This is a genomic window from Streptomyces sp. Ag82_O1-12, assembly GCF_900182715.1.
In the GTDB taxonomy this organism is placed as follows: Bacteria; Actinomycetota; Actinomycetes; order Streptomycetales; family Streptomycetaceae; genus Streptomyces; species Streptomyces massasporeus.
Genome location: NZ_FXUW01000001.1, coordinates 278,016 through 298,865, shown reverse-complemented (window position 1 = coordinate 298,865; position 20,850 = coordinate 278,016). Strand labels below are relative to the sequence as shown.

At 71.8% G+C, this 20,850-nt stretch carries 21 protein-coding genes; 8 read left to right on the top strand and 13 right to left on the bottom strand.

Features of this window, described 5'->3' with window-relative positions; genetic code table 11:
* Positions 1 to 3 precede the first annotated feature (3 nt).
* Genes QOL88_RS01480 through QOL88_RS01465 form a run of 4 tightly spaced genes read left to right on the top strand, consistent with a single transcriptional unit; the run spans position 4 to position 4,064 of the window.
* On the top strand, positions 4 to 765 hold the full coding sequence (locus QOL88_RS01480; protein ID WP_097214709.1) for an AraC family transcriptional regulator: 762 nt from the start codon (positions 4 to 6) through the stop codon (positions 763 to 765).
* Positions 766 to 816: 51 nt separating this feature from the next.
* Complete coding sequence (locus tag QOL88_RS01475) at positions 817 to 1,197, top strand: DoxX-related protein (protein ID WP_097214708.1); 381 nt, start codon at positions 817 to 819, stop codon at positions 1,195 to 1,197.
* Positions 1,194 to 1,661, top strand: coding sequence for a peroxiredoxin (locus tag QOL88_RS01470; protein WP_097214707.1), 468 nt, complete (start codon positions 1,194 to 1,196; stop codon positions 1,659 to 1,661). The genes QOL88_RS01475 and QOL88_RS01470 overlap by 4 nt, the downstream gene beginning before the upstream one ends.
* A 60-nt stretch (positions 1,662 to 1,721) precedes the next feature.
* Positions 1,722 to 4,064 carry an ATP-binding SpoIIE family protein phosphatase gene (locus tag QOL88_RS01465; protein ID WP_097214706.1) on the top strand — a complete coding sequence of 781 codons (2,343 nt, stop codon included), beginning with the start codon at positions 1,722 to 1,724 and terminating at the stop codon, positions 4,062 to 4,064.
* A 9-nt stretch (positions 4,065 to 4,073) separates the two neighbouring features.
* Here QOL88_RS01465 and QOL88_RS01460 read toward each other — a convergent pair whose 3' ends face one another.
* Positions 4,074 to 4,688 (bottom strand): DNA polymerase ligase N-terminal domain-containing protein, encoded by a 615-nt coding sequence (locus QOL88_RS01460; protein ID WP_097214705.1) that lies wholly within the window; start codon positions 4,686 to 4,688, stop codon positions 4,074 to 4,076.
* 39 nt (positions 4,689 to 4,727) lie between these two features.
* A complete protein-coding gene (locus QOL88_RS01455; protein WP_097214704.1) occupies positions 4,728 to 5,558 on the bottom strand; it encodes an aldo/keto reductase in 831 nt (276 codons plus the stop codon).
* 97 nt (positions 5,559 to 5,655) lie between these two features.
* On the opposite strand from QOL88_RS01455, the gene QOL88_RS01450 reads away from it, so the two are divergent.
* Positions 5,656 to 6,720: a LacI family DNA-binding transcriptional regulator gene (locus tag QOL88_RS01450; RefSeq protein ID WP_097222798.1), complete on the top strand. Its 1,065-nt coding sequence runs from the start codon at positions 5,656 to 5,658 to the stop codon at positions 6,718 to 6,720.
* Here QOL88_RS01450 and QOL88_RS01445 read toward each other — a convergent pair.
* The 4 genes from QOL88_RS01445 to QOL88_RS01430 are packed head-to-tail and all read right to left on the bottom strand — an operon-like array spanning position 6,683 to position 11,290.
* Entirely contained in the window at positions 6,683 to 8,059 is a 1,377-nt protein-coding gene (locus tag QOL88_RS01445; RefSeq protein WP_097214703.1) for a glycoside hydrolase family 32 protein, read from the bottom strand. The two genes, QOL88_RS01450 and QOL88_RS01445, sit on opposite strands and share 38 nt — an antisense overlap.
* On the bottom strand, positions 8,056 to 8,910 hold the full coding sequence (locus tag QOL88_RS01440) for a carbohydrate ABC transporter permease (protein WP_030853770.1): 855 nt from the start codon (positions 8,908 to 8,910) through the stop codon (positions 8,056 to 8,058). The genes QOL88_RS01445 and QOL88_RS01440 overlap by 4 nt, the downstream gene beginning before the upstream one ends.
* A gap of 17 nt (positions 8,911 to 8,927) precedes the next feature.
* Complete coding sequence (locus tag QOL88_RS01435) at positions 8,928 to 9,884, bottom strand: carbohydrate ABC transporter permease (protein WP_097214702.1); 957 nt, start codon at positions 9,882 to 9,884, stop codon at positions 8,928 to 8,930.
* Positions 9,881 to 11,290, bottom strand: coding sequence for an extracellular solute-binding protein (locus QOL88_RS01430; RefSeq protein ID WP_097214701.1), 1,410 nt, complete (start codon positions 11,288 to 11,290; stop codon positions 9,881 to 9,883). The genes QOL88_RS01435 and QOL88_RS01430 overlap by 4 nt, the downstream gene beginning before the upstream one ends.
* Before the next feature lie 163 nt (positions 11,291 to 11,453).
* Between QOL88_RS01430 and QOL88_RS01425 the strand changes: the two genes are divergently transcribed.
* Entirely contained in the window at positions 11,454 to 12,995 is a 1,542-nt protein-coding gene (locus QOL88_RS01425) for a glycoside hydrolase family 32 protein (protein WP_097214700.1), read from the top strand.
* Between the two features lie 138 nt (positions 12,996 to 13,133).
* Entirely contained in the window at positions 13,134 to 14,108 is a 975-nt protein-coding gene (locus QOL88_RS01420) for a TauD/TfdA dioxygenase family protein (protein WP_097214699.1), read from the top strand.
* 72 nt (positions 14,109 to 14,180) lie between these two features.
* Here the strand turns inward: QOL88_RS01420 and QOL88_RS01415 are convergent, their stop codons facing one another.
* The 3 genes from QOL88_RS01415 to QOL88_RS01405 form a co-directional block, all read right to left on the bottom strand.
* A complete protein-coding gene (locus tag QOL88_RS01415; protein ID WP_097214698.1) occupies positions 14,181 to 14,420 on the bottom strand; it encodes an NAD(P)-binding domain-containing protein in 240 nt (79 codons plus the stop codon).
* A gap of 180 nt (positions 14,421 to 14,600) precedes the next feature.
* Positions 14,601 to 15,299 carry a nitroreductase gene (locus QOL88_RS01410; protein WP_097214697.1) on the bottom strand — a complete coding sequence of 233 codons (699 nt, stop codon included), beginning with the start codon at positions 15,297 to 15,299 and terminating at the stop codon, positions 14,601 to 14,603.
* A 271-nt stretch (positions 15,300 to 15,570) separates the two neighbouring features.
* The gene (locus tag QOL88_RS01405; protein WP_257027374.1) at positions 15,571 to 16,023 is read right to left on the bottom strand and encodes an NADPH-dependent F420 reductase; all 453 of its coding nucleotides are present in this window, start codon (positions 16,021 to 16,023) and stop codon (positions 15,571 to 15,573) included.
* A 45-nt stretch (positions 16,024 to 16,068) separates the two neighbouring features.
* Between QOL88_RS01405 and QOL88_RS01400 the strand changes: the two genes are divergently transcribed.
* Complete coding sequence (locus QOL88_RS01400) at positions 16,069 to 16,623, top strand: GntR family transcriptional regulator (protein WP_257027373.1); 555 nt, start codon at positions 16,069 to 16,071, stop codon at positions 16,621 to 16,623.
* Positions 16,624 to 16,790: 167 nt separating this feature from the next.
* On the opposite strand, the gene QOL88_RS01395 is transcribed toward QOL88_RS01400, so the two are convergent.
* The 4 genes from QOL88_RS01395 to QOL88_RS01380 all read right to left on the bottom strand — a co-directional run bounded on the left by QOL88_RS01395 (position 16,791) and on the right by QOL88_RS01380 (position 20,830).
* A complete protein-coding gene (locus tag QOL88_RS01395; protein WP_097214696.1) occupies positions 16,791 to 18,296 on the bottom strand; it encodes a metallophosphoesterase family protein in 1,506 nt (501 codons plus the stop codon).
* A gap of 46 nt (positions 18,297 to 18,342) precedes the next feature.
* Positions 18,343 to 19,176 carry an MHYT domain-containing protein gene (locus QOL88_RS01390; RefSeq protein WP_097214695.1) on the bottom strand — a complete coding sequence of 278 codons (834 nt, stop codon included), beginning with the start codon at positions 19,174 to 19,176 and terminating at the stop codon, positions 18,343 to 18,345.
* 120 nt (positions 19,177 to 19,296) lie between these two features.
* On the bottom strand, positions 19,297 to 20,052 hold the full coding sequence (locus QOL88_RS01385) for a dienelactone hydrolase family protein (protein ID WP_097214694.1): 756 nt from the start codon (positions 20,050 to 20,052) through the stop codon (positions 19,297 to 19,299).
* Between the two features lie 157 nt (positions 20,053 to 20,209).
* Positions 20,210 to 20,830, bottom strand: coding sequence for an L-threonylcarbamoyladenylate synthase (locus QOL88_RS01380; protein WP_179878735.1), 621 nt, complete (start codon positions 20,828 to 20,830; stop codon positions 20,210 to 20,212).
* Between the last annotated feature and the right edge of the window lie 20 nt (positions 20,831 to 20,850).

Below are 20,850 nucleotides of genomic sequence, written 5' to 3'. Positions count from 1 at the left end.
ATCGTGCCGAAGATCCGCCACACCCCCACGGCCCCCACCCGCGCCCAGCGGCTCACCGCGGGCGACCGCATCGACGCCCACCGGCACGACGATCACCAGATCGTCTACGCGGGCGCCGGGGTCGTCGCCGTCACCACCGACGCCGGCACCTGGTTCGCCCCCGGCACCCGCGCCATCTGGGTCCCGGCCGGCACCGTCCACGCCCATCGCGCCCACGGCCGGCTCGACCTGCACCTGGTCGGCCTGTCCGCAGCCGACAACCCCCTCGGCCTGGACCACCCGGCCGTCCTCGGCGTCAGCCCCCTGCTGCGCGAGCTGATCCTCGCCTACACCCGCGACCCCGGCGACGACAGCCCCGAGCGCCGCCGGCTGCGCGCCGTCCTGCGCGACCAACTGCGGCTCTCGCCCCAGCAGCCGCTGCGCCTGCCCACCCCCACCGACCCGCGCCTGGCCGCCGTCTGCGCGCTGGTGCACGCCGACCCGGCCGACGTGCGCACCCTCGCCGAGCTCGGGGCGGCGACCGGGGTGGGGGAGCGGACCCTCAGCCGGCTCTTCCGCGCCGAGGTCGGCATGACGTTCCCGCAGTGGCGCACCCAGTCGCGGCTCTATCACGCCCTGCGGATGCTGGCCGACGGCCTGCCCGTCACGACCGTGGCACACCGCTGCGGCTGGTCCTCCGCCAGCGCGTTCATCGACGTCTTTCGCCGCTCCTTCGGCTACACGCCGGGCAGCCACCACCGGCACACCCTCGACCCGGTGAACTGAACTCGACTACCGACCGGTAATAATGCGCGGCAGGCCTTCAGAGGAGGAACCGTGTCCCGGTCCGAACGCTCGCCCCTGCTGCTCGCCGGCCTCCTGGCCACCGCGGGCGTCGCCCACTTCGCCACCCCACGCCCGTTCGACGCGACCATCCCGCGCGGCCTGCCCGGCACACCGAGGGCCTGGACCTACGCCAGCGGCGCCGCCGAGCTCGCCCTCGCCGCCGGTCTGGCGCTGCCGCGCACCCGCAGGGCCGCCGCGCTCGCAACGGCCGCCTTCTTCGTCGGGGTGTTCCCGGCCAACGTCAAGATGGCCGCCGACTGGCGCCACCGCCCCACCCCGCAGAAGGCCGCCGCCTTCGGACGACTGCCCCTGCAGGTGCCCCTCGTGCTCTGGGCCCGCGGCGTCGCCCGGAACGCGGAGGGCAGGTCGTGACCGCGCGCGTGGAGACCGGGGACAAGGTCGAGGACTTCGCCCTGCCCGATGAGACCGGCACCGTCCGCAGCCTGTCCGAGCTGCTCGACGAGGGCCCCGTCGTGCTCTTCTTCTACCCGGCCGCCCTGACCCCCGGCTGCACCGCCCAGGCCTGCCACTTCCGTGACCTCGCCGCCGAGTTCGCCGCCGTGGGAGCACGCCCCGTCGGCATCAGCGGAGACGACGTCGAGCGCCAGCAGGAGTTCGCCGGACGGCACGGCCTCGGCATGTCGCTGCTGTCCGACGCCGACGGCGCGGTCCGCGAACGGTTCGGGGTGAAGCGCGGCTTCTCCCTGGCGCCCACCAAGCGCACCACGTTCGTCATCGCTCAGGACCGCACCGTCCTCGACGTCGTCCGCAGCGAACTGCGCGTGAACGCGCACGCCGACCGGGCGCTCACCGCACTGCGCGCCCACCGGGCCTGACATCGTCACGAATGCGGCGCCGCGGTTGATAGAGGGCGCCAAAGGGATAATCCTGGACGAATGGAGGACGCCTCCGCTGCTGCGATCATCGACGCCCGCGGCATTCTGACGGGGTGGAGCGAGGGAGCCCGGCGGCTGACCGGCTATCCGGCCCATGAGGCCTTGGGCCGTGCCGTGCGGGAGCTGCTCGCCGAGGCCGTGCCGCCCGAGGCGGTGTCCGCGCGGTCGGGCACCGTCATGGTGCGGCACCGCGACGGCTATCTCGTCGGGCTCCGCGTCAGAGCGTGCGCCGTGACGGGCCCGGACGGGGAGTCGGGCGGGTACGTGATCACCGCCGCGTCGCCCGGCCACGGGGAGACGTCCCTCGCGGGCCTCGCCTTCCAGCAGGCGTCCATGTCGATGTCCGTCTTCGACACCGGCCAGCGCTACCTGCGGCTCAACGAGGCCGCCTGCCATGTGATGGGCGTGCCCGAGGAGACCCTGCTCGGCCGGCACTTCCCGGAGACCGTGGGAGAGGCCGAGCACATGCGTGGCTTCAACTGGCATCTCAGGCATGTCGTGGAGACGGGCCGGCCGGTGCGCTACGAGAGCTACACCGGTGCGCCGGCCCTGAACCGGGAGCACGCCTGGGTCACCGAGATGTGGCCGGTGCGGAATGCCGCCGGCGAGCTCGTCGGCACCGCCCTGGCCGCGTTCGACAGCACCGAGCAGTACTGGGCCCGCCAGCGGCTGGCCCTGCTCAACGAGGCCGCGGCCGCCATCGGCACCACCCTTGACGTGGTGCGCACGGCCGAGGAGCTCATCGGGGTCGTGGTGCCCCGCTTCGCGGACTTCGCGAGCGTGGATTTGTTCGACTGGGTGCTCGGCGCGGACGAGCAGCCGACGGTGCCGGCCGACGAGATCGCCCTCAGGCGGGTCGCGCACGGCTCCGTCACCGAGGGCACCCCCGAGGCGGCCGTGCATCTGGGAGAAGTCGACGTCTACACCCCGTTCTCGCCGATCGCCCGGGCCATGCGGGAAGGCGGGGCCATCCTCAGCCAGGCAGGAGAGCCGGCGTTCATGCGCTGGGTCGCCGAACGCAATTCCCGCGCCCCGAAGGGACGGCCCTACCGCGAAGGCGCCCATTCGATGCTGGCCGTACCGCTGCGGGCCCGCGGCACCACGCTGGGTGTCGCCGTAGCCGTCCGCGTGGCGCAGGCCGACGACTATGGCGCGGACGACGCCGTGTTCGCCGAGGAACTCGCCAGCCGGGCCGCGGTCTGTGTCGACAACGCCCGCCGGTTCGCCCGCGAGCGCACCACCGCCCTCGCCCTCCAGCACAGCCTGCTGCCCAGGGGTCTGCCCGGCCAGGCCGCCGTCCAGGTGGCCCACCGCTATCTGCCCTCCGGATCGGCGGCCGGCATCGGCGGCGACTGGTTCGACGTCATCCCGCTGTCCGGCAGCCGCGTCGCGCTGGTCGTCGGGGACGTCGTGGGGCACGGCATCCCCTCCACGGCCACCATGGGCCGGCTGGTCACGGCCGTCCGCACCCTCGCCGACGTGGACCTCCCGCCCGACGAGCTCCTCACCCACCTCGACGACCTGGTCACCCATCTCGCCTCGGACGACCAGGGCGACGAGGTCGCCGAACTCGGCGCGACCTGCCTCTACGCCGTCTACGACCCCGTCACACGCCGGCTGAACCTGGCCGCCGCCGGGCACCCCGCACCCGCCCTGGTGCTGCCCGACGGATCCGCCCGGCTGATCCCCATGAGCGCAGGCCCCCCGCTGGGCGTGGGAGGTCTGCCGTTCGAGGCGACGGAGCTCCAACTGCCCGAGGGCTCCGTCGTCGCCCTCTACACCGACGGACTCGTCGAGGACCGCGACCGCGACGTCGACCACGCCACCGACGAGCTGTGCCGCGCCCTGACCGTGCCCGCCGACTCGCTGGACGCCCTGTGCGACACCGTACTGAAGGCCGTCCTGCCGGAGGAGCCCAGCGACGACGTGGCCCTGCTGCTGGCCCGGACCCGGGCCCTGGGCGCCGACCAGGTCGCCACCTGGGACGTTTCCCCCGACCCCGCGGAGGTGGCCGCGACCCGGCAGGCCGCCACCGACCAGCTCGCCGCGTGGGGCATGGACGAGACGGCCTTCGTCACCGAACTCGTCGTCAGCGAACTGGTCACCAACGCCATCCGGTACGGTGCCCCGCCCATCCAGCTCCGTCTGATCCGGGACCAGACCCTCATCTGCGAGGTGTCCGACGGCAGTTCGACCTCCCCGCACCTGCGACGGGCCCACCAGGACGACGAGGGCGGCCGCGGTCTGCTGCTGGTCGCCCAGCTCACCCAGCGCTGGGGCAGCCGGCAGACCACCCGGGGCAAGACGATCTGGTGCGAACAGTCGCTCACACCGCTGTTCTGACCGGCCGGCTCACTCTCCGGACGCGTCCGAGGCGACCTGGGCGAGCGTGCGGCCGGACGTGGCCGAGCGGGCCCGGCGGGGATCGGGAGCCCCGTGCGCACGGGTCCCGCCCCCGGTCCGCTTCACCAGCAGCCAGGCCTCCTCACCGTCGCCGCCCTGACCGCTGCGGAACCGGGTCAGGGCGTACTCGCCGCGCAGCTTGGAACCGCTCAGCCGGAACGTGGCGTGACCGCGCTCCAGCGACTCCGCGAAGTCGACGGGCCGGCCCTTGCGGTCGTGGCTCAGCGGTTCGTACGTGCCGTGGTCCCAGACGATCACCGTGCCGGCGCCGTACTCGCCACGGGGGATCACGCCCTCGAACTCCTCGTACTCCAGCGGATGGTCCTCCGTCGGCACGGCGAGCCGCTTGTCCTTCGGGTCGGCCGAGGGGCCCTTCGGGACCGACCAGGACTTCAGCACGCCGTCCACCTGCAACCGGAAGTCGAAGTGCACCGTGCTCGCGTCGTGGATCTGCACCACGAACCGCGGCCCGTCGCCGGCGGACGCACCGCGTCCCCGGGGCTCGCCGCTCCGGTCGAAATCGCGCTTGCCGCGGTAGTCCCGCAGCCGGTCCCGGTCAGCCACCTGCGGCTCCTTCCCGCCTCGCCGGCGCCCGGGTACCCGTCAGAACTCCTCGTGCACCTCGGGGTCCCCGCCGACCCTCCGCTGCCGCCTGTCCGCGACGGCCCGCATCTCGTCCTCGCTCAGCTCGAAGCCGAAGACGTCGAGGTTGGCGCGCTGCCGCTCGGGGTTCGCCGACTTGGGGATCGGTACCGCGCCCAGCTGCGTGTGCCAGCGCAGCACGACCTGCCCCGGCGACACCCCGTGCGCCTCGGCGATCCGCGCCACGGCGGGATCCTCCAGCAGGTCCGTGCCCCGCCCCAGCGGGCTCCAGCTCTCGGTGACGATGCCCTTGCCCGCGTGGAAGGCGCGCAGCTCCTCCTGCGGCAGCAGCGGGTGCAGCTCGATCTGGTTGACCGAGGGCAGCACCCCCGTCTCCTTCTCCAGCCGCTCGATGTGGCCGGCCGTGAAGTTGGAGACGCCGATCGACCGGACGAGCCCCTCCTCGCGCAGCTTGATCATGGCCTTCCAGGAGTCGACGTACCGGTCCACGCGCGGCAGCGGCCAGTGGATCAGGTACAGGTCGACGTACTCCAGGCCCAGGCGGGCCCGCGACTCCTCGAACGACGCGAGGGTCTCCTCGTAGCCGTGGTGCCGGCCCGGGAGTTTCGTCGTCACGACGACCTCCTCGCGCGGCACCACGCCGGAGGCCACACCGCGGCCGACTCCCGTCTCGTTGCGGTAGTTCGTCGCCGTGTCGATCAGGCGGTAGCCGGCCTCCAGGGCCGAGAGCACCGCCTGCTGCGCCTCGTCGTCGCCGAGCGGCCAGGTGCCCAGGCCCAGGGCGGGGAGCGCCGTACCGTCATGGAGCGTGTGTGTCGGGATGCTGATCACCGTCGGACCTTCCCCTTGACTGTGTCGTCCCTCCAGCGTCACGGATAGGGTGAGCAATGATCAACCGGACGGGTGGGGGATGAAGGCGGCGGACGGCATGGGCAGCGCCGAGGAGAAGCCGGCGACGGGATCGGGACGACCCACCTCGCGGGACGTCGCACGGCTCGCCGGCGTGTCGCACACCGCCGTGTCCTTCGTGTTCAACGGCCGGGCCGCCGGCAACCTCTCGCCCGCGACCCAGGAACGCATCCGGCAGGCCGCCACCCAGCTGGGCTACCGGCCCGACCCCGTCGCCCGCGGCCTGCGCCGCAGCCGTACGGCCGTGATCGGCCTGGTCACCGACGAGATCGCCTCCTCCCCGTTCGCCGGACGGCTGCTGCGCGGCGCCATGGACACGGCCTGGGCGGGCGAGCACCTGGTCCTCACCATCGACTCCGGCGGCGACCCGGACAAGGAGGACGCCGCGGTCGCCGAACTCCTCGACCGGCGCGTCGACGGCATCATCTACGCCGCCATGTCGCTGCGCAGCGTCCGTGTCCCCGAGGGCCTGCACCGCACCCTCTCCGTCCTCGCCAACTGCCTGCCGGAGGACGACTCGCTGCCCGCCGTCATCCCCGCCGAGCGCGCCGGCGGCCGTACGGCGGCCCGGCTGCTCCTGGAACAGGGGCACCGGCGGGTCGCGCTCGTCGGCGGGCAGGACGACATCGCCTCGGTGGAGCGGCTGCGCGGCTTCCGCGACGCGCTGCGCGCCGAGGGCATCACCGTGCCGCGCGACTGGGTGGTCCGCACCGGAGGAGAGATCTCCGCCGGCTACGAGGGCGCCACACGCCTCCTCGACGACGCCGCACCCGAGCTCAGGCCCACCGGGATCTTCGCCTACAACGACCGGGTCGCGGCGGGCGTCCTGCACGCAGCGACCCGGCTCGGCATCACCGTCCCCGGCGACCTGTCGGTGGTGGGCTACGACGACCAGGAGCACATGGCAGCCCACCTCGCGCCGCCCCTCACCACGGTCGCGCTGCCCCACCGGGCGATGGGGGAGGCCGCCGCGCGGCTGCTCCTCGACTCCCTCGCCACCGGCCGGACGCCGCCCGCCACGGTGCGGCGCCTGGCCTGCCCGGTGATCAGCCGTTCGTCGGTGGGACCAGCGCCCATCCGGTGACGGACGCACCGGGCGTCACGCTCAACTCCCTGATGTCGTCCGCGCGTTCGTAGACGCGCTCGGTGACCGTGGCCCGGTCGCCCACGAACAGTTCGTACAGCGAGCCGTCCACGAGGACGCGCAGGGTGAGGTCCTCGCCCGGCGGCACCGGGACGACGACCGGTGCCGCCGCCTCCTCGCGGGGCCAGCCGCCCCGGTTCAGTGTCACCGTGCCCGCGTCCGGGTCCAGGCAGACCGTCAGCTCGTCGCCCGCGGCCGACCTCAGCAGACCGACCGTGGTGCGGGCGCGGGCGCTGACCGTCAGGTCGTAGGCCGCCGGCAGCGCGGCCCGGCCCGGGGCGGTGACGAACGGCTCGGCGGCCCGCAGCCGGCGCAGCTCCGGCGCCGGGAACACCCGCAGGGCCCCGTCGGGATGGACGTCGACGACACGGGGAGCGGTGAGGACACCGGCCCAGTCGGCCTCGCCCTGCTCGCGGGCCTCCCACGACCAGCCCCACATCAGGGCCCGGTCCGGTTCCTGGAGCACGGCGGGGGCGTAGAAGTCACGGCCGTGGTCGAGCAGGCCGCCCGTGCGGGAGGTGAAGCGCAGGTCCGTGTCCAGGCGGCCCGTGAGGTAGCCCGTGGTCCACGGGTGGCCGTCCCACAGGGACACCACCAGCACCCACGCGCCGTCCCGCGCGGCGTACAGCTGCGGGCACTCCCAGCCGGTGGCCCGGCCGCCGAACGTGGCCCGGACGACCGGGTCGTGTCCGTCCAGGAGCACGCCCGCGAACCGCCAGTCGGTGAGGTCGTCGCAGTCGTAGAGGAGGACCGACGGGGTGCCGTCGGCGTGCCCCGCGCCGACCAGCGCCCAGCGCCGGCCCTCGTGCCGGAAGACGAACGGGTCGCGGAACATCACCACGTCCAGACCCTCGGGCGGGCCCGTGACCACCGGGACGGGCCGGGGCCTCCACTCGGTCAGCGCGGGATCGTCCGGGTCCGCCGCCCGGGCCAGACAGATCGTGCCGAGCCCGGTGTGATCGCGGTCGACCCCGGTGTAGACGGCCGTCGGCACGCCCCCGTCGTCGACCACGCACCCCGACCAGCAGCCCGCCTCGTCCGGGCCGCCCGGGGTGGGGGTGAGCGCGATCGGATGGTGCTCCCAGTGCGCGAGGTCGACGCTGGAGGCATGGCCCCAGTGGACGTTGGCGTGCACCGGGGCGTCCGGGTTGTGCTGGTAGAACAGGTGATGGCGGCCGCGCCAGCGGAAGGGACCGTTGGGGTCGTTCATCCAGTTGGCGGGCGGGCGGACCCGGAAACGCGGGGCGTGCGGGTCGTGCGGGGGAGCGGCGAGGCTCAACGGTTGACTCCTGCGGACGTGATGCCCTCGCGCAGAGGGCGCTGGCCGACGACGAACACGGCGACAGCGGGGATCATGGAGAGGACGACACCGGCGAGCACCACGGAGATGGAGCCGGTGCCGAGGTTGCCCTGGAGGGAGACCAGCCCCAGCGGCAACGTGTAGTTCTGGCCCGACGTCTCGAGGATCAGCGGGCGGAAGAACTCGTTCCAGTGGTAGTTGAAGGCCAGGACGCCGACGATCGCGAGGCCGGGCGCGGCCAGCGGGGCGTACACCGACCGGAAGGTCCGCCAGGGCCCGGCCCCGTCCAGCATCGCCGCCTCGCCCAGGTCCTTGGGCATGCCGAGGAAGTACTGGCGCATCAGGAACGTGCCGAACGCGGTCGGGAAGGCCGGGATGATCAGCCCGAGCAGGGTGTCGGTCAGGCTCATCGACTTCAGCACCAGGAACACCGGCACGATGGTGACCTGCAACGGCACCATCATCGTCGCCAGCACCAGGCCGAACAGCGGCTTCTTGAAGCGGAACTCCAGCCGGGCGAAGGCGTATCCGGCCAGGCCCGCCGTGATCATCTGGCCGACGGCGATCAGGGCCGTGACCAGCGTGGAGTTCAACGCCAGCAGCCAGACGTCGATCTGGTCGAAGACCCCGCGGTAGGCCTCGGTGGAGGGGTTCGACGGGATGAGCTGCGGCGGGAGGTCGAAGGCCTCGGCCGGGGTGCGCAGCGAGGTGGACACCGTCCACACCACCGGGCCGAGGGTGAGCAGCGCGCACACGGCCAGGCCGGCGATCCGCGCCCACGGCGCCAGCCCGTGCCGCACACGGCTGGAGGAGAGGGTTGCTTGGCTCATGGGAGGACTCACCCGGCTCACTGGTAGTGGACGAAACGCCGGCTGAGCCGGAACTGGAGGGCGGTGACCGCCATGATCAGCACGAACAGCAGCACACCCACCGCGGACGCCTCGCCGAAGCGCAGCTGCTCGAACGCCGTCTCGTAGATGACCATCACGACCGTGCGGGTGGAGTCGCCGGGGCCTCCGTTGGTCAGGACGTACGGCTGCTCGAAGACCTGGAGGGCGTTGATGATGCCGACGACCGAGGCGACCAGCAGCGTCGGCGAGAGCAGCGGCAGCGTGACGGTCAGGTGCTTGCGCAGGCCCGTCGCGCCGTCGAGGGCGGCCGCCTCGTGGATCTCCTTCGGAATGTTGTTCAGCCCGCCGACGAACAGCAGGAACGAGAAGCCGAACTGCTGCCAGACGTAGACCAGGACCACCGTCACCATCGCCGCGTTCTCCGACGTCAGCCACGGCACCGGCGCGATCCCGACGAAGCCGAGCGCCCAGTTGATCACCCCGAAGTCCTGGTTGAACAGGTACTTCATCACCACCGAGATCGACGCGGCGGACAGCACCAGCGGGAAGAAGAACGCCGAGCGGAACACCGACCGCAGCCACATCGGCATCCGCCCGTTGAGCGTCAGCGCGAGGGCCAGCGCGACGAACAGTTGCAGGGCCACCGCGAACACCATGAACACCAGCGTGTTGCGGAAGGAGACCAGCACGGTCTCGTCGCCGAACACCTCGCCGTAGTTGGAGAGCCCGGCGTAGGAGGGCGAGTCGATGACGTTCCAGTGGAAGAGACTCAGGATCACCGAGCCGACGATGGGCACGACCGTGAAGACCACGATGCCGACGATCGTCGGGGTCAGGAACAGTGTGGCCAGCAGCCGGGTGCCGCGGTCACGGGCCGAGGGGCCCTTCGGCGCCGGGACGGGCGGGGCCGCGGGGCGTTCGGCCCGCGCGGGCGGTATCTGGGTGTTCGTCATACGTCACGCTCCATGGCCTTCTCCAGATCGCCCTGCATCCGGCGCAGCGCGGGACGCACCGAACGCGCGGAGGCCAGGGCCGTGCCGGTGTGCTTCAGCAGCACCTGCTCGACCTCGGCGACCTGCGGCGGCGCCGGGATGGGTCCCGTGTCCGGGAACCGGTCGAGGGTGTCGTAGAAGACCGGCCAGTGGACCGGGCCGGTCTTCGCGTAGCGGCCGGCGGTCAGCAGCGAGCGGCGGGCCGGGGTCGTCTGGTTCGTGGCGAACAGCCGCTCCAGGGTGTCCTTGCGGGCGGCGTACTTGATGAACTCCCACGCCTCGTCCTGCATCTTCGAGGTGCGCAGCAGCGCGTAGCCCGCCGCGCCGTACTGCATGCGCTGGGTGCGCCAGCGCGGGAAGTACTGCACGTCGAACCCGTCCCGCTCCATCCCGGCCAGGTGCAGTCCGCCCGCCCAGAAGCCGCCCGCCGGGGTGACGCCGACCCGGCCGGTGGAGAACACGCCGATGAGGTTCTGGCCGTTGCCGCCCTCGGGGCGGGTGCACAGGCCGTCCTGGATCAGGGAGGCGAGGTAGTCGTAGACCTCCTCCACCCGGTCGTGCGTGGCCTGCGGCGTCGTCCAGCGGAAGCCCCCGCCGCGGCCCTTGCGCTGCCCGGCCGGATAGAAGCCGTCCCACAGCCAGTCGCCGCCGGGTGCCTTGGACTCGGTGAGCAGGTTCGTGTCGTTCGCGAACAGCCAGGGCACCACACCGCCCCAGAGCCGGTTGGTCCAGAAGTACGGCGTGAAGCGGGCGCCGCTCGACTTCTTCATGTCCCGCAGCAGTGCCGTGAAGTCGTCACGGGTCCAGTCGGCCGGCGGGAAGTTCGCCCCCGCCCGGCGCAGTACCTGGCGGTTGAAGTACATGTCGGCCGCGTTGAACTCCACCGGCAGCTGGTAGAGGCTGCCCTCGTACATCATCGACTCCACCAGCGAGGGGTGGACGTCGGTGAAGTACTCCTTCAGTTCGGCCGCGTCCCGCTTCACCCACTTGTCCAGGGCCACCCCGAGCCGCTGCGCGAACAGCTGCACGCCCTCGGTGGCGACGTAGACGAGGTCGGGGGCGGTGCCCGCGGCGACCTGAGTGAGGATCTTCGCGAAGAAGTCCGACCAGTCGACGGCCTGGACCGCGTTGATCCGGAGCTTGATGTCGGGGTGCAGCTCGGCGAAGCCCTCGCGGAGCGTGCGGATGGCCTCCGGCCCGTAGGCGGGGCCCAGCGTGGCGACGACGAGGGAGCCGTCGTCCCGGCCGGGGATGTCGGCTCCGGTGAGCCGGTCCCAGCTCGCGGCGGTGCCGGCCAGGGCGGCGGCGCCCGCGCCATAGGCGCCGTACCGCAGCAGAGAGCGGCGGGTGAGGTGCGAGTCGGTCATCGTGTGTGGGGCCTAACTCGTGTTAGCCGTGGGTTGATGCCCCAGATGATGTGAGTGCGGAAGGGTCCTGTCAAGGCGCGCGGGCGCTTGACCTTTAACGAGTTAGGTCCGAAAGTCCTGATCCCATGAGCCGCAGTTTCCGAGGAGAGGGACGAGGTGTGTGATGCGAGGGATCACCAGGAGAGCTCTGTTCGCCGGGTCGGCCGTGGGCGCGGCCGGCGCTCTGCTGCCGACGGCGGGTCCGGCGGCGGCCGGGCCCCGGACGGCCCGCGCGAGCTACCGCGCCGGGTACCACTTCACCGTCCCCGAGCAGTGGAAGAACGACCCGCAGAGGCCGGTCTGGATCGACGGCAGCTATCACTACTACTACCTCCACAACGCCGACTACCTCGCCGGTGAGGTCGGCACCGCCTGGCGCCTGGCCACGAGCACCGACCTGGTCTCCTTCACGGACGGGGGGATCGCCGTGCCCAAGGACACCACGCCGGGCGGCGACGTCTGGTCGGGGTCCGCGGTGGTGGACACGCACGACACGGCAGGCTTCGGGGCGGGAGCGGTCGTCGTGCTGGCCACGATGTCACCGCACGACGGCCCCGCCGACCAGGCGCAGTACCTGTACTACTCCACCGACGGCGGCCGCACCTTCACCCCGCACGGCACCGACCCGGTGCTGCCCAACCCCGGTGTGCGCGACTTCCGCGACCCGAAGGTGATCCGCGACGAGGAACGCGACCGGTGGGTGATGACCCTCGCCGAGAACGACAAGGTGGGCTTCTACCACTCCGCCGACCTCAAGACCTGGACGTACGTGAGCGGGTTCGTCAAGGGCGGTATCGGCGTGCTGGAGTGCCCCGACCTGTTCCGGATCCGCGCCGGGGACGGCACGCCGAAGTGGGTGCTCGGGGTCAGCGCCAACGGCAAGGGGGCCGGGCTGCCCAACACGTACGCGTACTGGACGGGCTCCTTCGACGGCAGTGCCTTCACCGCCGACACGACCGATCCCCAGTGGCTCGACTACGGCTGGGACTGGTACGGGGCGGTGACCTTCGACAAGCGCGGCACCGACGGCACCCCCGACGAGGGGACCCGCTACGCGATCGGGTGGCTGAACAACTGGGACTACGCCCACATCACGCCCACGATCGACAGCGACGGCTTCAACGGCACCGACTCGATCGTCCGCGAGATCACGCTGAAGCGCGGGGGTGACGGCAGGTACTTCCTGGCGTCCCGGCCGGTCGCCGCGCTCGACGGGTACGTCTCGCGCACGGTGACGCTGGGCGACCTGGAGGTCGAGGGCACGCGTCTGCTCGACTACCGGGGCACCGCCTACGAGCTGACCTGCGAGATCACCTGGGACCAGCTCACGGGTGCGGGGGTGCAACTGCGGCGCTCCCCGGACGGCGTCCGGCACATCGACGCGGGTGTCCACCGCGACTACGCCTACCTCAACCGCCGCCCCACCGTGTCGCCCGACATGACGGGCAGGTGGCAGGAGAGCCACAGCCCGTTCGACCCGGGCCGGCGGGCGGTGCGACTGCGTGTCCTGGTCGACCGCACCTCCGTGGAGATGTTCGTGGACGACGGCCGGTACGTGCACTCGTCGGCGGCCTTCCCCTACCTGGTCGACACGGGGCTGGCGCTCTTCACGGTCGAGGGGAAGGCGGTGTTCCGGAACACCGTGATCCGCGAGTTCAGGGTTTAGGTCGGCCAGGGCGCGGGGCGCAGGGCGCAGGGCGGTCAGGGCGCAGGCCCGGAACGCTGAGGCATGGTCGCCCTCGGCTGAGATCGCTGTCACGATCTTCGGGAAGGCCGGACCACGCCCACGACCAGCGGAGCGCTCATGACGACGGACAGCGGGATGACGGACGAGGCGGCGCGGAAGGCCGGGTTGGAGGTGAAACCGGCCGCCGGGTACATCGGGGCCGAGATCGGCGGGGTCGATCTGGCCGGGGATCTCGACGACGCCGTGGTCGCCGCGATCCGGGCGGCGGTGCTGCGGTGGAAGGTGGTCTTCTTCCGGGGGCAACGGCTGGACCACGCCGGGCACATGGCGTTCGCGCGCCGGTTCGGCGAGATCGTGGAGCTGCCCCGGCGGGGCAAGGCCTCGCCCCCGGACTTCCCCGGGATCGAGACGACCGCCGACCGGCTGGAGCTGGGCGGACGGTTCGGCATGGAGCACGACGAGTGGCTGCGGCGCCGCCGTCACACCCTGCTGCGCGGCTGGCACTGCGACCACGGCGCCCGCGTCGACCCGCCCGCCGCGACGATCCTGCGCGCCGAGACCGTACCGCCCTACGGCGGCGACACCACTTGGTCGAACCTGGCGGCGGCGTACGCCGGACTCTCCGCGCCGCTGCGGCGGTTCGTCGACGGACTGCGTGCCGAACACCGCCTCGGCGTCGGTTATCAGCCGCGGCCGGGCGACGACGCGTACGTCCGCCACCTGCTCGACCGTCAGGTCGCCTCCCTGCACCCCCTGGTGCGCGTCCATCCGGAGACGGGGGAGCGGATTTTGTACGTCAACGGCTACTACGTCGAGCAGATCGCCGGCCTCTCCCGGCCCGAGAGTGCCGCGATCCTGGAGATGCTGCTGGAGCAGGCGGTTCGGCCCGAGTACACGGTCCGCTTCCGCTGGGAGCCGGGCAGCGTGGCGTTCTGGGACAACCGCGCCACGATGCATCTGGCCCCGGGCGACACGTCCCAGCTCGACCATCCGCGCATCATGCACCGGGTGATGCTCGCGGGGGATGTGCCCGTCGGGGTGGACGGCACGGCGTCGGAGCCGATCACCGGGACCTCTCCGGGCCACTGGTGACCTGACGGGGAGGTCTACCTGCCCGGGTGCCAGACCAGTCTCCGGTGGGGTGCCGCGAGATGCGAGAGCCTCTCACGGGGCGATCAGTGGTGTGACCTGCGGAATGCGGTCGAAGGGAAGGGAGAGGATCACGGCGTCGACGTCCACTACGGCTTCCGCCGCGGTCACCGCGCGTCCGCCCGAGGCCGGCACGTCCGCCCCGATCGTCTCCGGGCCGCGCGAATTGGCCGCCTTCACCTCGTGCCCGGCCGCGCTCAACCGACTGATCAACGTTTTGCCGATGTTCCCGGTGCCGAGAATACCGATCTTCACGTGTGACTCCTTGCCCGGAACGGACCCCCTTTTTAAGGGGAGAACACCTCCACTTGCCCCCTCGGGGGCGGAGGCTTCTTCTGGGTTGTCAAAGGCCGTGAGGATACCCGGGTTTGGGGCCGACCGAGGGTCGGCCCCAAACCCGAGCACAGCACTGGATGGGGTCCGCGGGCGCAGGAACTACGGCCTGTCGAGGACTCCGGGTGTGTCGTGCAGGACCACGCTCCGGTGCAGCGGAACCCGCTCTGTGCGGAGCGTGTTCACGGGTGCCGCCGGGTCAGCCATGCCGAAGGAGATGCCGAACAGCAGCTTGAGCTCCGCGGGCACACCCAGAAATTCGCGGACGGTGTCGGCGTAGACGCCGAGTACGGTCTGCGGGATGCCGGCCAGTCCCCGGGCCGCCAGCGAGAGCAGGAAGTTCTGCGCGTACATGCCGATGTCGCCGGCCGTCCGTACCCCGTCGCCGAGTGCCGGCATGAAGAGGAAGGCGGCGTGGGGAGCGCCGTAGAACTCCAGGTTCTCGCGCACCGCCGCCCTCCGGCCGTCCCGGTCCGAGCGCTCGACGCCCCGGGCCCGGTAGACACGTGCGCCCAGGGCCTGCGAGCGCTCGAGGTAGAGGCCGTCGCCGTAGCCGTCGGTGAAATCCGGGGAGGTCCGCCCTTCCTCTTCGGCCCGGAGCAGCTCTTCGGCCAGGGCGTCTCGCACCGCACCCGAGACGACGTGCACCGACCACGGCTGGGTGTTGCTGTTCGAGGGCGCCGTCTGTGCGTCTTCCAGCACGCCGCGGATGTCCGAAGGGGACAGGGCGGTGGGCAGGAACTGCCGGGGAGAGCGTCGGGAGTGTGCGATCTCGGTGAAGGCTGATGTGGTGGCGGGCAAGGTGATTCCTCTCCATGGCGCGCAGTCGCCGCCACGGCGGCCGCGGCACGGCGCGGTACGGCAGGCCGTGCGAGGTGGCAGCCGAAGTGAAGGCCTGACGCGAGATGCACTCGTGCGGGTGCTTGCAGGCTTGCGGATGTTCACAGGCAGCGGGGTGCCGAGGCTGCGGCGTGGGGGGACTGTGTGCTCTTTGTGTTCGTCTTTGTGTGTTCGTGGCGCCCAGCGCTGCCGCCCTCGTGCCGTTGGGTGCACGAAAGCCGCGTCGGGTGTATCAGCGGTGGGCGGCGCGGTTCATCTCGACGACGTCGTCGACGGTGGGGTGGGCCGGGAGGGCGGCGAAGCGTTCCGGGAGGCTGTCGCGGATGGCCGCGTCCTTGACGCGGTCGGCCGCGGCCAGGGCTGCCGGCAGTTCGGCGAGGGTCAGTTCGGTGCAGTAGGCGGGGCTGTTGGGCTGCTGGCGCCAGGAGTCGGCCAGCGTGCCGGCGTCGTAGGGGTCGAAGCCGGTGTCGTCCACCAGCTGCATGGCCACACGCCGCGCCTCCTCGAAGTCGCCGGCGACGGGGATGGCGAGGCGGCCGGGTGTTCCGGACGGAACACCCTTGGTCCGCTGGGTCTCTGCCAGGGCGGCGTTCCATGCCTTGACCACGGGGCGGCCGAGCAGCTCGGCGGTGTACACGCTCTCCACCTGGCCGTTGTCCACCGCCTCGATCGGCTCGCTGAGCATGCCGGGTCACGGCTCGCCCAGTACGACCTCGCCGAGTCCCTCAACATGAGCATCACGCCCCTGCGCGAGGCCATCCGCCGCCTCAGCAGCGAGGGACTCGTCACCGTCGACACCCACCGCGACGTCCGGGTCTCCGTCATGAACTCGAACGAGGCCCGCCAGCTCTTCGAGGTCCGTCTGTCCCTGGACCCGACCGCCGCCGAACTCGCCGCCCAGCGACGGACCGACGACGACATCGCCACCATGCAGGCCGCCGTCGACAAGCTCCTCCCCGTCACCCGCCAATGGGGGGAAGAGGCACTCACGGCCCACCGCGCCTTCCACCAGGCGGTGTACCGGGCCTCGCACAACGACGTCCTCATCCGGCTCCTGGACGACCTGTGGGACAAGTCCGACCGCTACCGGCGCCTCGGCCTCGAACTCCCGCCCGGTGACGAACCCCGCACCCGGGATCTACAGGAACACCACCAACTCGTCTCCCTCATCGTGGACGGCCGCTCCGCCGAAGCCGCTCAGCTGATGCGAGGTCACATCACGCACAGCCTCACCGCAACCGCCATCAGCGCCCTCGAAGACCGCGAGGGCACTCGCGTGACGTGACGTGACCGGCGCCGTGGCGATGCAGGGGGGCCTGATGGAAGTGCGTGAGCCGGAGTATGTCCTGGCAGTCGTCGACTCCGGCGGTTTCGACCGTGCCTTCGCACAAACGAGCGGGGCGGTCGTTGGGCGACCCGGACGGTGGCCCCTCCTGTTCCCGCTCCGCCCGGTCAGCGCAGCGGGATCGTCACCTCGTCCTCGACCGGCGGGGCGACTTCCTGGGCGCGGTTGCCGGTGGCGGCGTGGCAGCGCAGCCGGACCGACTCCGGAGAGACGTCCAGACGCAGGAAGCACTTGAAGAACGGCGGGCTGTACGTCGCCGAACTCGGCGAGAACAGCGACGTGTAGATCTTCCGCACCGGCAGCCGGAACCGCCTGGCCTTGTCGGGGCGGCGGCCGGTGCCGAGCAGTCCGGCGACCAGGCGGACGCGCCGGGTGACACGGGCCGGGGCGCCCGGAACGCGGGTGGGCTTGATCCCGAGGCGCTCGGCGATCACGGCCGTCGCCTCGGCCTCGGTGAGCGTGAAGAAGCGGCGCATCCGCAGCCGCCGGCCGTAGAGGCGGCTGTAGAAGGCCAGGGAGTCGCCGCGCAGCGGGTAACAGCGGAAGTCCTGCTCGGAGACGCCCGCGGCGTTGACCCGGGGGATCGTGTGGGTGGCGTGCATGAACGCGCCGCCCCCGCCCGCGACGACGTACTGGAGCGTGCGTCCGTCGTCCAGCCGCACCGGGTAGCGCTGGTAGTTGTGGATGTCGCCGCCGATCGCCGCCACATAATGGTGGTCCGGGTCGCGGACGATGTCGTCGACGGTGCCGCCCCCTTCGATGGCGCAGGGCTCGCGCCGGCCGTCCACGTACAGGGGTGAGCCGGTGACCAGGATCTTCGGGCGGGGCCCCCGGGAGACCTCACGCAGCCAGGCGCCCTGCTCGGCGTCGAGGGTGCCGAGCAGACCCGTGTCGATGCCGATGATCCGCACCGGACCGGCGTCGATCGCCCAGTACGGGCCCGGCTGGACGGCCTGTTGCTCCGGAGCGGAGCGCAAGGTACGTACCTCGGCGAGGTGTCGCCCCGCGTCCGGGCGCGGCCGGTGCCACAGCAGCGAGCGCAGCCAGGCCCGGGTGAACGGGCGCGGCCGGTGCTCGGGCGGCAGGGGCGGCGCATCGTCGCAGAAGACGCGCATGAAGCCGCCGAGGTCCTCGTACCAGTCGTGGTTGCCGGGTATCGCGTAGATCGGCGCCCGGTAGTCCTGGTACGGGCGGAAGAACTTGGCGTCGTAGTCGTCCGCGCTGCCCACCGGGTAGATCACGTCGCTGGCCAGCACGGCGAACCGGGTGTCCTGACCGGTCTTCAGCAAGCCCGGCACGACGGCGTACTGCGGGTCGTCGCCCTCACCGGTGTCGCCGATCACGAGGAACGAGAACCGGTCCGGGTCGTCGCGCCGGATCACCTTGTCGGCCGGTGCGCCGCAAGCCGCCCGCTGCGCCACCCACCGGCTGCGCGTCCGGCCCGTCGGATCCCCGAACCACGAGGCCAGCACGCCGTTGCGCGCGACCCACAGCATCTTCGGATCCAGCCAGGAGATCTTCTCGGTCTTCGGCGGCATCAACCGCCGGTACGCGCCCCGTTCGCTGGTACCCCAGCCGGCGCCTTCGGCGGTATCGCGTGAGGAGTCAGACACCGGTGCACCGTAACAATCGAGCCAGGCCCGTCCGCGGGCGGGCCGCTCACCGCTTGCGTACGGACGAGGCCGACGCGCGCCACGAAGGGCGGTTCGAGGTCGCCGAGTTGGCGGCGGGGGCGTCCGGCCGGGGCGCCGGCGACCGCTCGCCCAGCACCAGCAGGGGATCGAACATCACCACGACCCCGGCCAGCAGCAGGAAGACCACCGGCCCCAGCAGCATCGGCAGCAGCAGGGAGGTGGGTGAGTCGCCCGCCCATGTCCCGCCGGTCGAGTCGTGCACATGGACGCTGACGGCGGCCATGCCCGTGTAGTGCATCCCGGACACCGCCACGCCCATGACCAGGCTCGCCCCGAGGCTGGTCAGGAAGCCGCGGATGGTGACGGCCGACCACAGCGCGGCGGTCGCGGCGCCGACGGCGATCAGCACGGACAGCGCGACACCGACCGGGTCGTAGCCGACCTCGCCGTTCAGCCGCATCGCCGCCATGCCCAGGTAGTGCATGCCCGCCACGCCCAGTCCGGTGATCGCGCCGGCGACCGCCAGCGTGATGCCGCCCGTGCCGCGGTGACCGACGATGAACACGCCGACGCCCACCACGACGACGGCCACGACGAGACTGAGCACCGTCGTGGCCGCGTCGTACCGGACCCGGGTTTCCTCCACATGGAAGCCGATCATGGCGATGAAGTGCATCGTCCAGATGCCGCATCCGATGGAGGCGGCGCCTAACGCCAGCCAGCCCGCCTTCGACGACTGCGCGTTGAACAGCGAGCGCACGACGCACCGCAGCCCCAGCGCCCCTCCCAAACAGGCCATCAGATAGGCCGCCACCGGGGTCACCGCGCCGTAGCGGAACCCGTCGACCGTGCCGTCCATGAGCCAACTCCCCCCAGAGTCCTGGCTGGTTTCAGCAAGGTCTACGCGCAGGGATCACGGGAAAGCAAGCCCTTACCGTCGGTAGGCCGTCAACGCGCGTTTTCGGGAGGCCGATTGGCGTCAGAATGTGCGCTTCAGCAGGTCGAGCAGCGCCGACCAGTGCCGCTCGTCGCCCTCCTGGTGGTACGACGCGGTGTCGGCCTGCGTGAAACCGTGGGGCGCGCCCGTGTACACCTCGCACCGGTGACGGACGCCGGCGGCCGTCAGGGTGTCCTCCAGGCGCTCGATCTGCTCCTCGGGCAGGGAGGGGTCCTGGTCGGCGTGGCCGAAGTACAGCTCGGCGGTGACCTTGCCGGCCACCAGGTGCGGGCTGTCCGGGGTGTCCGTGGCCAGCCGCCCGCCGTGGAATCCGGCCGCGGCGGCGACCCGCTCCGGGTAGGTACCGGCGGTGCGCAGCGAGAGGCGGGCGCCCATGCAGTAGCCGGACAGCGCGACCGGGCCCTCGGCCACGGCCGGATGCCCGTCCAGCCAGCCCAGATACGCGCCGGCGTCCCGCATCGCCAGGTCGGGCGTCAGGGCCTGCATGACCGGGGCGATGCGCTGGAAAATCTCCGGGCGCGCCCCCGGGTCGATGAACTCGGGCAGGTCGAACAGCGGGGCGCGGCCGTGCCGGTGGAACACGTTCGGCACCAGCACCGTGTAGCCCTCGGCGGCCAGCCGGTCGGCCATGGACCGCAGCTGCGGGCGCAGTCCGAAGGCGTCCATGAAGACCAGGACCGCCGGGTGGGCGGCCCCGTCGTCGGGGTGGGCCAGATACGCGTCGGCGGTGCCGTCCGCGGTGGGGATGTCGACGACGGTTCCCTGTACGGCGGTCATGGCTGGGCTGCCTCTCTGCGGGGGTGGGGGCCAGGAACCCGTCCGCGTGCGTGACCGGGCGGATCATGCTCATCGTGGCACGGCCGTTCCGGGGGCATTTCGCCCACCCCCGGCACGTGGTTGAACCGTGAACGACCCTTGGTTCCCGCTTTACCGTCTACTCGAACCGTGAGGCGTCTCCCGCGCCGCGCCGCACGATCTCGGCCTCCCCGCCGGAGAAGTCGACGACCGTCGTCGGCTCGGTACCGCAGTCACCGGAGTCGACCACCCCGTCCAGCACGTGGTCGAGCAGGTCCTTGATCTCCCAGCCCTGCGTCATCGGCTCCTCCTCGCCCGGCAGCAGCAGGGTGCTGGACAGCAGCGGCTCACCGAGCTCCGCGAGCAGGGCCTGGGTGACGACATGGTCGGGGATGCGCACGCCGACCGTCTTCTTCTTGGGGTGCTGCAGCATGCGCGGCACCTCCTTCGTCGCGGGCAGGATGAACGTGTAGCTGCCGGGCGTCGACGCCTTGATCGCGCGGAACACGTCGTTGTCGATCCGCACGAACTGGCCGAGCTGCGCGAAGTCCTGGCACACCAGGGTGAAGTGGTGCCGGTCGTCCAGCTTGCGGATCGTACGGATCCGGTCGATGCCGTCCCGGCTGCCCAGGCGGCAGCCCAGTGCGTAGCAGGAGTCCGTGGGGTAGGCGACAAGAGCGTCGGCACGGATGCTGTCGGCGATCTGGCCGATGGTGCGGGGCTGGGGGTTGTCGGGGTGCACGTCGTAGTACTTCGCCATCCGCCGAGCTTATGCCGCCG

Coding starts and splice junctions, on each gene's coding strand:
- QOL88_RS01465 (WP_097214706.1), top strand. CDS start 1,722: ATGGAGGACGCCTCCGCTGCTGCGATCATCGACGCCCGCGGCATTCTG.
- QOL88_RS01450 (WP_097222798.1), top strand. CDS start 5,656: ATGGGCAGCGCCGAGGAGAAGCCGGCGACGGGATCGGGACGACCCACC.
- QOL88_RS01440 (WP_030853770.1), bottom strand. CDS start 8,910: ATGAGCCAAGCAACCCTCTCCTCCAGCCGTGTGCGGCACGGGCTGGCG.
- QOL88_RS01435 (WP_097214702.1), bottom strand. CDS start 9,884: ATGACGAACACCCAGATACCGCCCGCGCGGGCCGAACGCCCCGCGGCC.
- QOL88_RS01430 (WP_097214701.1), bottom strand. CDS start 11,290: ATGACCGACTCGCACCTCACCCGCCGCTCTCTGCTGCGGTACGGCGCC.
- QOL88_RS01425 (WP_097214700.1), top strand. CDS start 11,454: ATGCGAGGGATCACCAGGAGAGCTCTGTTCGCCGGGTCGGCCGTGGGC.
- QOL88_RS01420 (WP_097214699.1), top strand. CDS start 13,134: ATGACGACGGACAGCGGGATGACGGACGAGGCGGCGCGGAAGGCCGGG.
- QOL88_RS01405 (WP_257027374.1), bottom strand. CDS start 16,023: ATGCTCAGCGAGCCGATCGAGGCGGTGGACAACGGCCAGGTGGAGAGC.
- QOL88_RS01400 (WP_257027373.1), top strand. CDS start 16,069: ATGAGCATCACGCCCCTGCGCGAGGCCATCCGCCGCCTCAGCAGCGAG.
- QOL88_RS01390 (WP_097214695.1), bottom strand. CDS start 19,176: ATGGACGGCACGGTCGACGGGTTCCGCTACGGCGCGGTGACCCCGGTG.
- QOL88_RS01385 (WP_097214694.1), bottom strand. CDS start 20,052: ATGACCGCCGTACAGGGAACCGTCGTCGACATCCCCACCGCGGACGGC.
- QOL88_RS01380 (WP_179878735.1), bottom strand. CDS start 20,830: ATGGCGAAGTACTACGACGTGCACCCCGACAACCCCCAGCCCCGCACC.